The sequence below is a fragment of the Bacillus sp. FSL K6-1366 genome (assembly GCF_037976695.1).
Classification (GTDB): domain Bacteria; phylum Bacillota; class Bacilli; order Bacillales; family Bacillaceae; genus Bacillus; species Bacillus subtilis.
Map to the genome: position 1 here is coordinate 3,199,871 of NZ_CP150268.1, position 14,413 is coordinate 3,214,283.

Sequence of the window (14,413 nt, forward strand, 5' to 3'; positions counted from 1 at the left end):
TTTAAAGTTGCACATTACATGCAAACGGCTTTTTTATACCTAATCAAACACCATTACTATATAGTACCCAAAAATGCCCGCAAAAGATAGTGCGGAGAAATGTTTAACATTTTTTCCAGAGGGGAAAAGATAGTGAAAAAGTGAAGGAGTGGCACAATGGAATATACCAGTATAGCAGATACAGGAATAGAAGCCTCCAGAATCGGCCTCGGCACATGGGCCATTGGCGGAACGATGTGGGGAGGCACTGATGAAAAAACATCGATTGAAACAATCCGAGCCGCTCTTGATCAGGGGATTACAATGATTGACACCGCGCCGGCTTACGGCTTCGGGCAGTCCGAGGAAATCGTCGGAAAGGCAATCAAAGAGTACGGCAAAAGAGACCAGGTGATTCTCGCAACGAAAACGGCTCTGGACTGGAAGAACAACCAGCTGTTCCGCCATGCGAACAGAGCGAGAATTGTAGAGGAAGTTGAGAATTCTTTGAAGCGGCTTCAAACAGACTATATTGATCTTTATCAGGTGCATTGGCCCGATCCGCTTGTGCCAATTGAAGAAACGGCTGAAGTCATGAAGGAATTATATGATGCGGGAAAAATCCGGGCGATTGGCGTCAGCAATTTTTCAATTGAGCAAATGGATACATTTCGCGCCGTCGCACCTCTCCATACGATTCAGCCTCCATATAATCTGTTTGAAAGAGAGATGGAAGAGAGTGTTCTTCCTTATGCGAAAGATAACAAGATAACAACATTATTATACGGCAGTTTATGCAGAGGGCTGTTAACAGGCAAAATGACCGAAGAGTATACATTTGAGGGCGATGATCTGCGTAATCACGATCCAAAATTCCAGAAGCCCCGCTTTAAAGAGTATCTTTCTGCTGTCAATCAATTGGATAAGCTGGCGAAGACACGTTATGGAAAATCAGTGATTCACTTGGCTGTCAGATGGATCTTAGATCAGCCGGGAGCGGATATCGCTCTTTGGGGGGCAAGAAAGCCTGGGCAGCTTGAGGCCCTATCTGAGATTACAGGCTGGACGCTGAACAGTGAAGATCAGAAAGATATCAATACTATATTGGAAAATACGATATCAGACCCTGTCGGACCGGAGTTTATGGCCCCGCCGACCAGAGAGGAAATATAACAAAAGCTGAGGGCGAATCCTCAGCTTTCAGCGTGTCGACTAAACCCTCGAGTTCGTTGTCAGGCCTGCGCGTCGGTGCTCACGAATGATGAAGGGACAGCGGCTAAATGCTTAGGCGTCCTGCTCAAACACCGCTGTCATCACATCCTGTGAAAGTCTGCTCCATGCTCGCCTTTCCTAGACTCAAGGGTTTTCAATCACGCTGAATAGATGACAAAATCATAAAATGAAAACCATTTTATGATTTTATCAACAATCAAAAAGCTGAGGATGAATTCTCAGCTTTTTGGCGTTTAAACGGGAGAAATCTTAAAAATTAGTACCAGGTAATAAAAAATGTTGTTATAATAGATGACAGAAAGAATCATTGATTACGACAAAGGAAGTGCGATATGTATAAGTTTTGTGCAAATGCTTTAAAAGTTATTCTTTCTCTTCGCGGAGGAGTGAAGGTGTATAACAAAGAAAACCTTCCGGCCGATTCAGGTTTTGTCATCGCGTGTACACATTCCGGCTGGGTTGATGTGATTACACTCGGAGTCGGGATTCTTCCTTATCAAATACACTACATGGCGAAAAAAGAGCTTTTTCAAAATAAATGGATCGGTTCGTTTCTGAAGAAAATTCATGCCTTTCCGGTAGATCGGGAAAATCCCGGGCCAAGCAGTATTAAAACGCCGATTAAGCTGCTGAAAGAAGGAGAGATCGTCGGTATCTTCCCAAGCGGAACAAGAACCTCTGAGGATGTGCCTTTGAAAAGAGGTGCGGTGACGATTGCGCAAATGGGGAAAGCGCCGCTTGTCCCCGCTGCATATCAGGGCCCTTCAAGCGGAAAAGAATTATTCAAAAAAGGAAAAATGAAGCTGATTATCGGTGAGCCTCTTCACCAGGCTGATTTTGCCCACCTGCCTTCAAAGGAAAGACTTGCAGCAATGACAGAGGCTTTGAATCAGCGGATTAAAGAACTAGAGAATAAACTTGATCAGCTATAAGGCGTTCTGAGAGATGCCCTGAACTGTAAAATAAGAAAAGCACCTTATACAAGGTGCTTTTCTTATTATGCTTCCTGCTGGTTAGCTGTCTCCAGAAGTTCTTCTTCTTGAAGCTTTTTCACTTCAATATATGCCACGTGGTGGCCGTCAATTTCATTAATGATGAATTCGCAGCCCTCTTCGATGATGGAATCATCTTTTTCAACATCGTATTTTTGAGTAAGGAACCAGCCGCCGATTGTGTCGACTTCTTCGTTCTCTAAATGAATGCCTAGCAGGTCGTTTACTTGGTCAATTAACACTTTTCCGTCAAGAATATAATGGCCTTCGCCGATTTTGCGGATTTCGCTAATTTCATCAATATCAAATTCGTCGCGGATTTCACCGACAATTTCCTCAATGATGTCCTCAACCGTCACAAGCCCGGCAGTACCGCCGTATTCATCAGACAAAATGGCCATGTGGACCCTCTCTTTTTGCATTTTGACAAGCAGGTCTTGGATTGGCGCAGATTCAATGACATGAATGATCGGGTTGACGAATTGAGAAATGGTGGAATCAACAGATACCTCACCGCTTATGCAGGCGGTCAGCACTTCTTTAATGTTAATAACCCCGATAATGTTATCTTTATCGCCCTCTTCCACAGGGTAGCGGGTATATTTTTCAATCTGAATGATGTCCATCATTTCAGAAATCTTGATATCATGCGGAAGGCTGACAATTTCGGTCCGCGGAATCATAATTTCTTTCGCGAGCCTGTCGTCAAATTCAAAGATTTTATTCACATATTTAAACTCTGATTGGTTGATTTCACCGCTTTTATAGCTTTCAGACAAAATGATTCGCAGTTCTTCTTCTGAGTGTGCCAGTTCGTTTTCTGAAACGGTCTCCAGGCCAAATGCTTTGGTCAATAACCGTGCGGAATTGTTCAAAAGCCAAATGAATGGGAACGCGATGCGGTAAAACCAAATCAGCGGTTTCGCAAACAGCATAGACACTGCTTCCGCCTTTTGGATAGCGACTGTCTTAGGTGCAAGTTCTCCGACAACAACGTGTAAGAACGTGATAATGGCATACGCAAAAATAAACGATATGACATGTGAAAGGGAACCTGGAACGTTCATTTGTACGAAAAGCGGGTGAAGCAGCCTTTCGATCGTTGATTCACCTAAAACCCCTAATCCGATGGAAGTCAATGTAATTCCGAGCTGACACGCAGATAAATATTCATCAAGATGCGTGGTCACTTTTTTTACGGCTATTGCTGCTTTATTTCCTTCCGCGATCAGCTGATCGATCCGTGAGCCTCTGATTCTGATAATGGCAAACTCAGATGCCACGAAAAATGCCGTCAGGGCGATTAAAACAGCAACTAAAATCAAATTCACTATGTCCAATTAGAACCTTCACTCTAGCAATGAGAATGAAGGTAACACCTCCTGTTAGATAAAATGGTTTTAACTTAACAGCAGCATAAATGATTGGAACACGGCGAGCTTTTCAGGCGGGAGTTTGCTTTTCAGCTTGTCACGATCCTCGGGCTTCAGCCGTTCAAACCGATGCAAGATTCCGGAGATGTTTTGATTCATATGATCAATTTCTAATGCCAGATTTCCAATTTCATCATCAAGTTTAGCTGAAGAGGGAAACTGGTTCTCCAGTCGATCTTTAATATCGGACAGGGCCAATCGCTGCTTCTTGCAATCTACAATAAATATAAGTCGTTTGAGTGCATTTTCGTCGTAGTAACGGTAATTTGAACAGGATCTGGCCGGCGTAAGCAGACCGAGATTCGTATAATAATCAACTGTCCGTTTCGTTACTCCGGCGAGTGCCGCTAGTTCACTGATGCGATAAGTCTCAGCCCCATCTATATCCCTCCCAACCATCACGTTATAGTTATGAGAATAGTTTAATATATGAACGGTGTCTTGCACAAGTTTATTGTTTTTTTCAGACCGGAATTGGAAGTTGTGGAATTCATCATCTGATTGAAGTAACATAGGAAGATAGAATTTTCAAATTTTTATATGCGGAAGGGACAGATGAAATTGGCTGGGTTATCCCGGGAAGTTGAAGAAAACTTAAATAAAGGATCATGGATTCGCAAGCTGTTTGATGAAGGTGCAAGGCTGAAGAAGGAGTTCGGGGAAGACCAGGTATTTGATTTTTCACTCGGCAACCCGATTGTTGAACCGCCTGAAGCTTTTAAGAGAGCGTTAATAGAGGAAGCTGAAAAAGGCAGCCACGGATACATACAAAACCAAGGGCTTCCTGCAGCGAGAGAAAAAGTCGCGCAATTTCTGGGGGCGCGTTTTGAAGCTGATTTCTCAGCGGAGCGTATCGTCATGACAGTGGGCGCGGGAGGCGCTTTGAATGTTGCGTTAAAAAGCATCGTAAACCCTGGGGAAGAGGTCATTATTCTTGCACCTTATTTTGCCGAATATAAGTTGTATATTGAGAACTACGGGGGAAAGGCCGTCAGCTGCCCGTTGACAGGCCGGTTTGAGATCGACATTGAAGCGGTAAGGCAATCGATCACTCCACAGACGAAAGGGCTGATACTCAATACACCGCATAACCCTACAGGCACGGTTCTCAGCCAGAAAAATATAGACGATTTAGGCGCTTTATTAAAAGAAATAGAAGAGAAGAGCGGCCAGACGATTTATGTGCTGTTTGATGAACCGTACAGTCAATTAATCTATGATGAAGAGCTGGCAAATCCGTTTCAATCGTACCATCGTGTGATATTGGCTAGCTCATTCAGTAAAGATCTCGGCATAGCCGGGGAGCGGCTCGGATATATCGGATTGGACAGCCGAATGCCGGATGCGGACCTTTTGATCAACGCTTTTGTGTATTGTAATCGAACGCTTGGATTTGTGAATGCCCCTGTCATGATGCAGCGGGCTGTGGCACGAATGGATGATTTAAGAGTAGACGCGAGCGCTTATAAAGAGCGCCGGGATTTAATGGTAGACATTTTAAAAGAAGCCGGTTTTGAATTTGAAATGCCAAAGGGAGGTTTCTTTGTTTTTCCGAAATCGCCGATTGAAGATGAAGTTGCATTTTGCGTGCATGCCGCCCAAAAATACAAATTATTAATTGTGCCGAGCAGCGGTTTTGGAATGAGCGGGCATTTCCGATTATCCTTCAGTGTGCCGATCGAGCAGATTAAAAACTCACGGGACATTTTCATTTCTTTATATAAAGATTTTGCTTAAGAAGGCAAAGAAAAGAAAACAGTTTTTAAGGCTGTTTTCTTTTTATATCCGCAAAAACCTTCCTCTTCCAATCCAGACAGGCAGGAATTGAAAAGCAGGCATGCAGTTAAGTCTTTCTTCATGATAAAAGTCTAAAAATTAAAAATCATTTTTGGAATGAGTTGTGTTACAATAAAATATACAATTTATAATCAAACTTTGACTTTTGGAGGTGGTATGATGGGGCCCGCTGCTTAGGCAACAATACACCGCGTACCTCAATGTTAAGGAAAAATGATTATATCAGGAGGTGACTCCTTATCCTTTGTTGAGAGGATAGGGTTAAATGGACGATATTGACAGTCTGATTTTAATTGGCGTGCTCATTGCTTTAACCGCGTTTTTCGTTGCAAGCGAGTTTGCGATTGTTAGAGTAAGGAGATCCAGAATAGATCAGCTTATCACAGAAGGAAACAAACGGGCGATACTCGCAAGGCGTGTCATTACAGATTTGGATGAATATTTATCCGCATCCCAGCTAGGCATTACATTGACATCAATCGGGCTTGGCGTACTGGGTGAGCCGGCCTTTGAACGGCTGCTGCATCCACTGTTTGAACCGCTCGGCTTGCCGGACTCGGTTTCACATGCAGCCTCTTTTGCAGTCGCGTACGGCTTGATCACGTTCCTGCACGTTGTTGTAGGTGAACTTGCCCCGAAAACGGTCGCGATTCAAAAGGCAGAACAGCTGACTTTACTGATAGCGGGCCCTTTGCGTTTATTCTATTTGCTCCTGTTTCCGTTTATTTGGATCCTCAATGGATCGGCGCGGCTTTTATGCGGGATGTTCGGTTTGAAGCCTGCGTCAGAACATGATGGTTCCCATTCTGAGGAAGAACTCAGGATGCTGTTATCTGAGAGTTTAAAAAACGGAGAGATTAATCCGTCTGAATATAAATATGTGAATAAGATTTTTGAATTTGATAATCGGATCGCCAAAGAAATTATGATACCGCGGAAGGAAATGGCTGCTGTGTCAACTGAGATGACGATGGCCGAGATGCTTGAAGTCATGCTGAAGGAAAAATACACGCGCTGGCCAGTCACAGATGGAGACAAAGACAGTGTGATCGGTTTGGTCAATACGAAGCATTTGTTTTCTGATTTGCTGTTTATGACAGAAGAAGAACGAATGAAGATGACGATCCATCCGTATGTGAGGCCGGTCATCGAAGTGATTGAAACGATCCCGGTTCATGATTTGCTGATTAAAATGCAGCGCGAGCGCATTCATATGGCAATATTGTCGGATGAATACGGAGGAACCTCGGGACTTGTGACGACAGAGGATATTCTTGAGGAAATTGTCGGAGAGATCAGAGATGAATTTGATGAAGATGAACAGCCGCTGATCCAAAAGCTTGGCGACGGCCATTATGTGATGGATGGAAAGGTTCGGATCGATCAGGTGAACAGCCTTCTTGGCGCATCGATTCAAGAAGACGTCGATACGATCGGCGGGCTGATATTAAAAGAAAACATCGATATTGAGGCTGGTGAATCCATTCGCATCGGTTCATATACGATAAAGGTGCTGAAGATGGACGGCCGATTAATCAAGCAAATCGATATAAAAGAAGAAGCCGGCAGCACAACCGGGATTACGGCGCACCACAAGCTGCCGCTGCCCGAGCCTGTGATGCTGAACAGTGCAACCTTGAGCGAGAAATAAGCTCAAGGTTTTTTTACATTGTGATTGTCCAGCCGCACCAAAATGCCAAAAGCGATCCGCAAAGTGTCAGGGCGATGTACAAGATGCTTTCTATTACACGTTTGGCCATAAGGAGTTGAATAGTTTCAACGCTGAAGGTGGAAAAGGTCGTAAAGGCGCCAAAAAACCCCGTGCCGATGATAAGCGAGACCGAAGCATTTGCAACGTGAAGTCCTGTAAATATTCCGAGCCCGAGAGCTCCGAGAATATTGACTGTCAGTATGCCAATGGGCAGGCTGAGACCTTTGGTTTTGGCGGTTATGACATTGCCAAGCCAGAAGCGAAGCATTGCGCCAAGTCCGCCCCCTATGAAAATACCCGCTAGTGTCATCTTTCCTGCAGCCCCTTTCTTTGCTGAATGCCTGCTATGCGCCGTCCCGCAAAAACACCAATCAGTGCAAATATGATCCCTGATATCAATGAGGCTGCCACATATAAAAGAGCCAATGAGGGTTGTCCTTGCAAAAGCATCACTGTTTCCTTAGAAAACGTGGACATTGTTGTGAAGCCTCCGCAAAAGCCGGTGCCTAAAAAAGCCGACAGCAGAGGCCGTTTTGCCCCGATCAGAAAAAATCCGGTCAAAATGCCTAATAGAAGGCTGCCTGCCGCATTTTCCAGCCAGGTTGCCGCCGGGAACTGACCGGTGTGTATCCATAAGTTTAATCCGTATCGGAGGCAGGCGCCAAGCGCGCCTCCGATAAAAACCGCGCTATATATTTTCATGTTTGCCATCCTTTATGATGAAATCCGGGTAATCTGTAACGATGCCGTCCACGCCCATGGCTTGTAATTTTGCCGCTGTCTTTTGATTGTTGACAGTCCATGCAAATATGTTTAAGCCATTTTTATGGATGGAGCCGATCATCAGACGGTTAAGCCGTGTGTGTTTTATATTGACATAGTTTGCAAAAGAGCGGAAGGCCTTCATCTGATTTCTGGACAGCATGCCAAAGTTGGGCCTTGTAATGACCGCTGTCGGAATCGAAGGATAAAGCTCGCGGAACCTTTGGACGGAGCGGAACTGAAAGGATTGAACAATATTATTGATAGAAAAAGAAAATTGCCCTAATAGCTGTCCCACCTCTTCTTCAATTCCGACTTGAGACGGATGGCCTTTTAGTTCAATTAAAATGCCGATTTTTTTGTGGTAGCGCTTGAGCACCGCTTCCAGGGTTGGAATACGCTCTCCTTGAAAAGCGGGACCGTACCAGCTTCCTGCATCGAGTTTTTGCAATTCCTCCAAGGTAAAATCCTTAACAAAGCCCGATCCGTTTGTTGTTCGGTCAACCCTGTCATCGTGTATCACAACAATCTGCCTGTCTTTTGTAAGCTGGACATCCAGTTCGATCATATCTGCATTCATTTTCACCGCAAGGTCAAATGCGGCAATCGTATTTTCCGGAGCGTAGCCGGATGCTCCGCGATGGGCAATGATGTACAAGCTAAGTCAGCTCCTCGTATGGGCATTTCTGTTATTGTATCAAATCCATATATGCACCGCGATACAAACTGGTGAATTTTTTCTGCCATATCGGAATGGTCCGGGCTGAGGAATGCGTATAACTAAAAAAAGACACTCAGCGTATCAGAACACATTTCGTCAGAAAATTAGGTCTTTCGACATGTTCACAACAAAATATGATCCTTTATAATAGCAAAAAAGGAGGCGAGATCATGGGAAAAGGGAGAATCAGAGTGGAGGAAAGAATTAAAGCCGAAACGGATGCTGAAATGCAAAAAGCAACTCTCCTTGATCAGACACAAACGAAAAAAGGTAAGTGACTGTCCCTATTGAATCTGGCTGATAGATGAATTGAGAAATGACCCCGGCGTTTCGCCGGGGTTTTGTGCTGCATAAGACATTTAAATGAACATCCTTACGAATATTTTAGTATAATAAACAATTGATTGGGATAGAGGGGAGACAGTCATGCCGGATTATCTGCAGCAGTATTTTACGCTTGATAACATCATACAAATCGGCATCAGCTTGGCGATTTTGCTGGTGTTTCTTATACTTAGAAAATTATTCACAAGATATTTTTTTAACCTGCTTTTTAATTTGACAAACCGGCCGAAAACAGAAATTTTTAAACAGGTGGTTCTGGCGTTTGATAAGCCGGCCAGATGGTTTTTTGTTGCCCTTGGGCTGTTTTTAGCGATCCGGTATTCACCGTTTTTAGATGAGCAAATGCCGGTCATCAGCAAAATATACCGCTCACTGATTGTGGCGCTCTTGTGTTGGGGTCTTTGTAATTTGACCGCAACATCGTCGTTTATCTTCCATAAGGTGAACCAGCGCTTCGAGCTTGACATGGATGACATTCTGGCCCCGTTTTTATCCAAATTGCTCCGTTTTGTGATCATTGCGCTCAGTGTCAGTGTGATCGCTCAGGAATTCAATTATGATGTCAACGGATTTGTAGCGGGCCTTGGTCTTGGCGGACTGGCTTTTGCGCTTGCCGCGAAGGATACCATCAGCAACTTCTTCGGCGGTATTATCATTATTACTGAAAAGCCGTTTACAATTGGTGACTGGGTGGAGACGTCGACAGTAACAGGATCAGTCGAGGATATTACCTTTAGGAGCACGAGATTCAGAACAGCACAGGGGGCGCTTGTAACGGTGCCGAACTCTACGCTGTCGATGGAAGCGATCACGAACTGGACAAGAATGACCAAACGCCAGATTACGTTTTCCATCCATGTGTCCTACGCTACGCCGATTGAGAACCTTGAACGCTCCATTCATTCTCTCAGAACAATGCTCTTAGAGCATGAGGGCGTTGATAATGAAACAATCATGGTCAACTTTGATACGTTTGCCGACAGCTACTACAATTTATTTTTTAACTTCTATACAAAAACGACAGTTTGGGCTGAAAACCTTAATATTAGAGAGGATATCAACTATAAAATTATTGAGATTTTAGGTGCAGAAGGTGTCCAGTTTGCATATCCCGGCCAAATGGTTGTTGTCAAGCAAAAGCACGAAAGCGACCCATTCCAGGTGAATCTAAATAAAGAGGAAAAGGAACGGGCTTAAAAGAGAGACTTCGTCTGACAGAGGCGGAGTCTTTTTCATGGTAAAATAAGAGAAAAAGGCGGTGTTGAGTTGGAAGCATTCAAAAATATTCTACATGAAGCACAGCGAATTGTTGTGCTGACAGGAGCGGGAATGAGCACAGAATCAGGGATTCCCGACTTTCGTTCAGCAGGGGGCATTTGGACGGAAGATGCCTCAAGAATGGAAGCGATGAGCCTTGATTATTTTTTAAGTCATCCGCGTCTGTTTTGGCCCAAATTCAAAGAATTGTTCCAGATGAAAATGAGCGGCAGCTTTGAACCGAATGAAGGACACTTGCTTTTAGCTGAGTTGGAGAAGCAAGGGAAGCAGGTCGATATTTTCACGCAAAACATTGACGGTCTTCATAAAAAAGCGGGGAGCAGGTATGTATACGAACTGCATGGTTCTATCCAGACAGCAGCTTGTCCGGCATGCGGCGCCCGATATGATCTTCCCCATTTGCTGGAGCGGGAGGTGCCGGAGTGCACGGCGGCCGGAAACAATGGGGACATTTGCGGAACGGTATTAAAAACCGATGTTGTTCTCTTTGGCGACGCCGTCATGCACTTTGACACCCTTTATGAAAAGCTGGATCAAGCAGATCTTTTATTGGTTATCGGCACGTCTCTCGAAGTGGCTCCGGCTAGATTTGTGCCTGAGGATGCAAGTCTGATTCCCGGCATGAAGAAAGTCATCATAAACCTTGAACCAACGTATTGCGACAGCTTGTTTGACATGGTCATCCATCAAAAAATCGGTGAGTTTGCCCGAAGTTTGGGCATAAAAAAGTGAGCCGCCTTATGCGCCTCACTTTTTTATTCATGAACAGGAACCATTGTGTCCTCTAACACTCCGAAGGAATAGCCTTTTTCTTTTAATTTATTGATTAGTACCGGCAGCGCGTTTACGGTAGCGGGAAGATCATGCATGAGAATCACATTCGGGCGGCCTGAAGAGCTGTGTTCCATATTTTCAAGCTGCTCTAACACGGCCGTCACATACTTTGAATTTCGGTATTTCCAGTCCATGCTGTCAATCGTCCAATCCCAGTATACAAAACCGTCTTTCTCAAGATTGCGGATTTGTGAGGGGGTTAGTGACGGCTTGCTTCCGTATGGCGTTCTGACAAGAGCGGTTTTATATCCTGTAATGTCCTGCAGCGTGTCACGCGCCTCCTGCATTTCTTTTAGCGGAGATGTCGGTGTTTGATAGAACAATCTGTTATTGTGGGTAACGCCATGTAAACCGAGTGCGTGGCCTTCCTTTTCTGCTCTTTTCACAGCCTGCTTGAATTCGTTCATCCGCGGTGACAGCATAAAAAACGTCGCTTTTACATCAGCGCTTTTCAGTACGTCGAGCAAGCGGGTTGTAACGGCTGAAGGGCCGTCGTCGAAGGTTAAGTAAACCGTTTTATCTCCCATGTTCTGCTTTGTCTGCAGATGTTTTATCAGGAGATCGGGGGAGTCGTTTTTCAGCTTAAGGCTTTCCTTCTCATCTCGAAGCTGGCCGTTTGTTGTGACAGTGACTTCCTTTGCTTTCGTTGAACTGTTGGAATAACCCAAAATCACCATAAGCAAAAGCAGCACACATAAAACTGCTAAACTTGCAAATTTAAAAGCAAGCGAAACTGCAGAAGGAGAAGCCTCTCCTCTCGTTTGTCGCATAACAATCTCTCCATTGGCATAAAATCTCTACATAATGCTGTACAGCAGGCAGCTTATGAAGATGCCTTATGTTTACAACCTATGTATTACCAGTCAAGTATACAGGAATAAAACTGGAAAGCACATAGAAAATTTGTCGAAATGTCAGATTTTAAGGAAAAAATAAACTCCTTTCCGCTATAGATCTCTTGATCTTTCTGTTTTTCAGCTTGTCCAATATGGTAGAATTAGTGATAATGACAGCTTGAATGACATCAGGGACATCTCGAAAAGGGAGGGCTTTTATGAAGGTTTTAGTCAATGGCCGGCTGATTGGGCGCAGTGAAGCATCAATCGATTTGGAAGATCGCGGTTATCAGTTTGGTGACGGCATCTATGAAGTGATCAGGGTGTACAAAGGAGTATTGTTCGGCTTACGTGAGCATGCAGAGCGTTTTTTCAGAAGTGCTGCTGAAATCGGAATTTCACTGCCATTCAGTATAGAAGATCTCGAGTGGGACCTGCAAAAGCTTGTACAGGAAAATGCGGTCAGTGAGGGAGCGGTATACATTCAGACAACAAGAGGTGTGGCCCCGCGAAAACACCAGTATGAAGCCGGCCTCGAGCCGCAGACTACTGCCTATACGTTTACGGTGAAAAAACCGGAGCAAGAGCAGGCATACGGAGTGGCGGCCATTACAGATGAGGATCTTCGCTGGTTAAGATGTGATATCAAAAGTCTGAATTTACTGTATAATGTCATGACGAAGCAAAAGGCCTATGAAGCGGGAGCATTTGAAGCCATTTTACTTAGGGACGGCGTTGTTACGGAGGGTACATCCTCTAACGTTTATGCCGTTATCAACGGCACGGTGCGAACACATCCGGCTAACCGGCTCATTCTCAATGGAATTACACGGATGAATATTTTAGGACTGATTGAGAAGAATGGGATTAAACTGGATGAGACTCCTGTCAGTGAAGAAGAGTTGAAACAGGCGGAAGAGATCTTTATTTCGTCAACGACGGCAGAAATTATTCCGGTTGTGACGCTCGATGGACAATCGGTCGGAAGCGGGAAACCCGGACCGGTGACCAAACAGCTTCAGGCTGCTTTTCAAGAAAGCATTCAACAGGCTGCTAGCATTTCATAAATGAACGAAGAAAAGAGCCCGCTTTTTACAGCGGGGCTCTTTTTATTTTTTAACAAATCCAATCAAAATGGAGATCATTGGCGATATATAGAGGAAGAACGTAAACGGGATGTAGTCTATGACTGGAACACCAAGTGCGCTCGCCATAAATGCGCCGCTGACGCCCCAAGGAATCAATGGGTTAATTAATGTTCCGCCGTCCTCTAATGACCTTGTCAGAAATTTTCGCTGGATGTTTTGTTTGTCATATAAGGATTTAAATGATTGTCCCGGTATTAATATCGATAAATACTGTTCGCCGGTTGCCAAGTTGACGCCGATGCTTGAGCAGACAGTTGCTGCAACAAGACGACCTTTTGAGCGGATGCCTTTCATGACGCCTTCCAATAGTGCAGAAATCAATCCGATTTTCTCCATCAATCCGCCGAGTGCAAAAGCAATCATAATGAGAGAGACAGAGCCCATCATGGATTGCAGTCCGCCTCTGTTAATAATTTTAGCGGCTGCCTCATTGTCAGTTTCGAAAGTTGTGCCATTTTGCAAAGCTGTCATAAACGCCTGCAGGCTGCTGTCGGGTACAAAAATAGCAGTCAAAATTCCCGAGGAAATAATTCCGGCAGTCAGAACGGGGATTACTGATACCCGTTTCATTGCCAGCAAAACGACTAAGAGCGGAGAAAGAAGGGCCCACGGTGTCACGTTTGCAGCATCTTTTATTCCGGTTATGACCTGCTGAATATTATCGGTTGAAGCAGCGTCCGCTGACACTGATGAACCGAGAAAGTAAAACAGAACGACAGTGATGAGCAAAGCTGGAATGGTTGTGCCCATCATATGGCGAATGTGTTCAAAGATTGGTATTTCGCCTATTCCGGCTGCAAAGTTGGTTGTGTCCGACATCGGCGACATTTTATCCCCAAAACAAGCGCCGCATATGACTGCGCCTGCTGTCCATTCAAGCGGAACGCCAGCGGCGCTCGATACGCCGATCAGCGCTACCCCGATTGTGCTTACAGTTGTCAGGCTTGAGCCAACAAGTGTGCTGATGATCATACATGAAAACAAAGCAGTCAACAGAAGATGGCTTGGTTCAATAAAGGATAGGGCATAAACTGTCACAGTCGGTATGGCGCCACTGTACATCCAGGCGCCGATTAAGATGCCGATCAGCGCTAGAACAATAATCGGCTGTACGCCGTTTTTGATCCCGTCTACAATCCCTTTTTCAATGCTCTTCCAGGGAAATCCAAACCATAAAGCTGCTGCTGAAAGCATGACAACACTTAAAAACAGCGGGATATGAGGTTCTACATGAAGCAAGAATAAGCAAGAAATAATAATGCACAACATGAATATAAATAAACCGACGGCTAACGGAAACGTCAGCTTTTTTTGAGAATCCAAAATAACACCCCATATTTATCT

The 14,413-nt window shown here is 44.6% G+C and carries 15 protein-coding genes; 8 read left to right on the forward strand and 7 right to left on the reverse strand.

The features are described from left to right. Positions 1-156 precede the first annotated feature (156 nt). The gene (akrN, locus tag MHI44_RS16725; RefSeq protein ID WP_003233337.1) at positions 157-1,152 is read left to right on the forward strand and encodes an aldo/keto reductase AkrN; all 996 of its coding nucleotides are present in this window, start codon (positions 157-159) and stop codon (positions 1,150-1,152) included. 392 nt (positions 1,153-1,544) lie between these two features. Continuing rightward, positions 1,545-2,144, forward strand: coding sequence for a 1-acylglycerol-3-phosphate O-acyltransferase (locus tag MHI44_RS16730; protein WP_003233335.1), 600 nt, complete (start codon positions 1,545-1,547; stop codon positions 2,142-2,144). A gap of 65 nt (positions 2,145-2,209) precedes the next feature. On the opposite strand, the gene MHI44_RS16735 is transcribed toward MHI44_RS16730, so the two are convergent. Together MHI44_RS16735 and cueR are read right to left on the reverse strand one after the other, a co-directional pair. Further along, on the reverse strand, positions 2,210-3,544 hold the full coding sequence (locus tag MHI44_RS16735) for a hemolysin family protein (RefSeq protein ID WP_009966903.1): 1,335 nt from the start codon (positions 3,542-3,544) through the stop codon (positions 2,210-2,212). Between the two features lie 60 nt (positions 3,545-3,604). Beyond that, on the reverse strand, positions 3,605-4,036 hold the full coding sequence (cueR, locus tag MHI44_RS16740) for a Cu(I)-responsive transcriptional regulator (RefSeq protein ID WP_010886460.1): 432 nt from the start codon (positions 4,034-4,036) through the stop codon (positions 3,605-3,607). A 156-nt stretch (positions 4,037-4,192) separates the two neighbouring features. Here cueR and MHI44_RS16745 point away from each other — a divergent pair, with 156 nt between their 5' ends. Together MHI44_RS16745 and MHI44_RS16750 are read left to right on the forward strand one after the other, a co-directional pair. Beyond that, positions 4,193-5,374, forward strand: a complete 1,182-nt coding sequence (locus MHI44_RS16745; RefSeq protein ID WP_216999699.1) for a pyridoxal phosphate-dependent aminotransferase — start codon at positions 4,193-4,195, stop codon at positions 5,372-5,374. A gap of 325 nt (positions 5,375-5,699) precedes the next feature. Beyond that, positions 5,700-7,085, forward strand: coding sequence for a hemolysin family protein (locus tag MHI44_RS16750; RefSeq protein ID WP_339202462.1), 1,386 nt, complete (start codon positions 5,700-5,702; stop codon positions 7,083-7,085). Positions 7,086-7,098: 13 nt separating this feature from the next. On the opposite strand, the gene crcB is transcribed toward MHI44_RS16750, so the two are convergent. From crcB to MHI44_RS16765, 3 genes are read right to left on the reverse strand one after another with little or no spacing between them, the layout of a single operon-like run. Beyond that, entirely contained in the window at positions 7,099-7,455 is a 357-nt protein-coding gene (gene crcB, locus MHI44_RS16755) for a fluoride efflux transporter CrcB (RefSeq protein WP_015252464.1), read from the reverse strand. Further along, the gene (locus tag MHI44_RS16760; RefSeq protein WP_029317545.1) at positions 7,452-7,847 is read right to left on the reverse strand and encodes a CrcB family protein; all 396 of its coding nucleotides are present in this window, start codon (positions 7,845-7,847) and stop codon (positions 7,452-7,454) included. Before MHI44_RS16760 ends, crcB begins: the two co-directional genes overlap by 4 nt. Continuing rightward, the gene (locus MHI44_RS16765; RefSeq protein WP_338382080.1) at positions 7,834-8,565 is read right to left on the reverse strand and encodes a glycerophosphodiester phosphodiesterase family protein; all 732 of its coding nucleotides are present in this window, start codon (positions 8,563-8,565) and stop codon (positions 7,834-7,836) included. The genes MHI44_RS16760 and MHI44_RS16765 overlap by 14 nt, the downstream gene beginning before the upstream one ends. Before the next feature lie 233 nt (positions 8,566-8,798). On the opposite strand from MHI44_RS16765, the gene MHI44_RS16770 reads away from it, so the two are divergent. The 3 genes from MHI44_RS16770 (at position 8,799) to srtN (ending at position 10,983) form a co-directional block, all read left to right on the forward strand. Then, positions 8,799-8,906 carry a YhdX family protein gene (locus MHI44_RS16770; RefSeq protein WP_009966908.1) on the forward strand — a complete coding sequence of 36 codons (108 nt, stop codon included), beginning with the start codon at positions 8,799-8,801 and terminating at the stop codon, positions 8,904-8,906. A 148-nt stretch (positions 8,907-9,054) separates the two neighbouring features. Continuing rightward, entirely contained in the window at positions 9,055-10,170 is a 1,116-nt protein-coding gene (gene mscY / locus MHI44_RS16775) for a small-conductance mechanosensitive channel protein MscY (RefSeq protein WP_015252461.1), read from the forward strand. 69 nt (positions 10,171-10,239) lie between these two features. Next, positions 10,240-10,983 (forward strand): sirtuin NAD-dependent deacetylase, encoded by a 744-nt coding sequence (srtN, locus tag MHI44_RS16780; RefSeq protein ID WP_101172526.1) that lies wholly within the window; start codon positions 10,240-10,242, stop codon positions 10,981-10,983. 23 nt (positions 10,984-11,006) lie between these two features. On the opposite strand, the gene MHI44_RS16785 is transcribed toward srtN, so the two are convergent. Next, the gene (locus MHI44_RS16785; protein ID WP_072175827.1) at positions 11,007-11,855 is read right to left on the reverse strand and encodes a polysaccharide deacetylase family protein; all 849 of its coding nucleotides are present in this window, start codon (positions 11,853-11,855) and stop codon (positions 11,007-11,009) included. A 284-nt stretch (positions 11,856-12,139) separates the two neighbouring features. Here MHI44_RS16785 and dat point away from each other — a divergent pair, with 284 nt between their 5' ends. Next, a complete protein-coding gene (gene dat, locus MHI44_RS16790; RefSeq protein WP_015483020.1) occupies positions 12,140-12,988 on the forward strand; it encodes a D-amino-acid transaminase in 849 nt (282 codons plus the stop codon). A 42-nt stretch (positions 12,989-13,030) separates the two neighbouring features. Here dat and nhaC read toward each other — a convergent pair whose 3' ends face one another. Continuing rightward, a complete protein-coding gene (gene nhaC, locus MHI44_RS16795) occupies positions 13,031-14,392 on the reverse strand; it encodes a Na+/H+ antiporter NhaC (RefSeq protein ID WP_033883042.1) in 1,362 nt (453 codons plus the stop codon). Positions 14,393-14,413 lie beyond the last annotated feature (21 nt).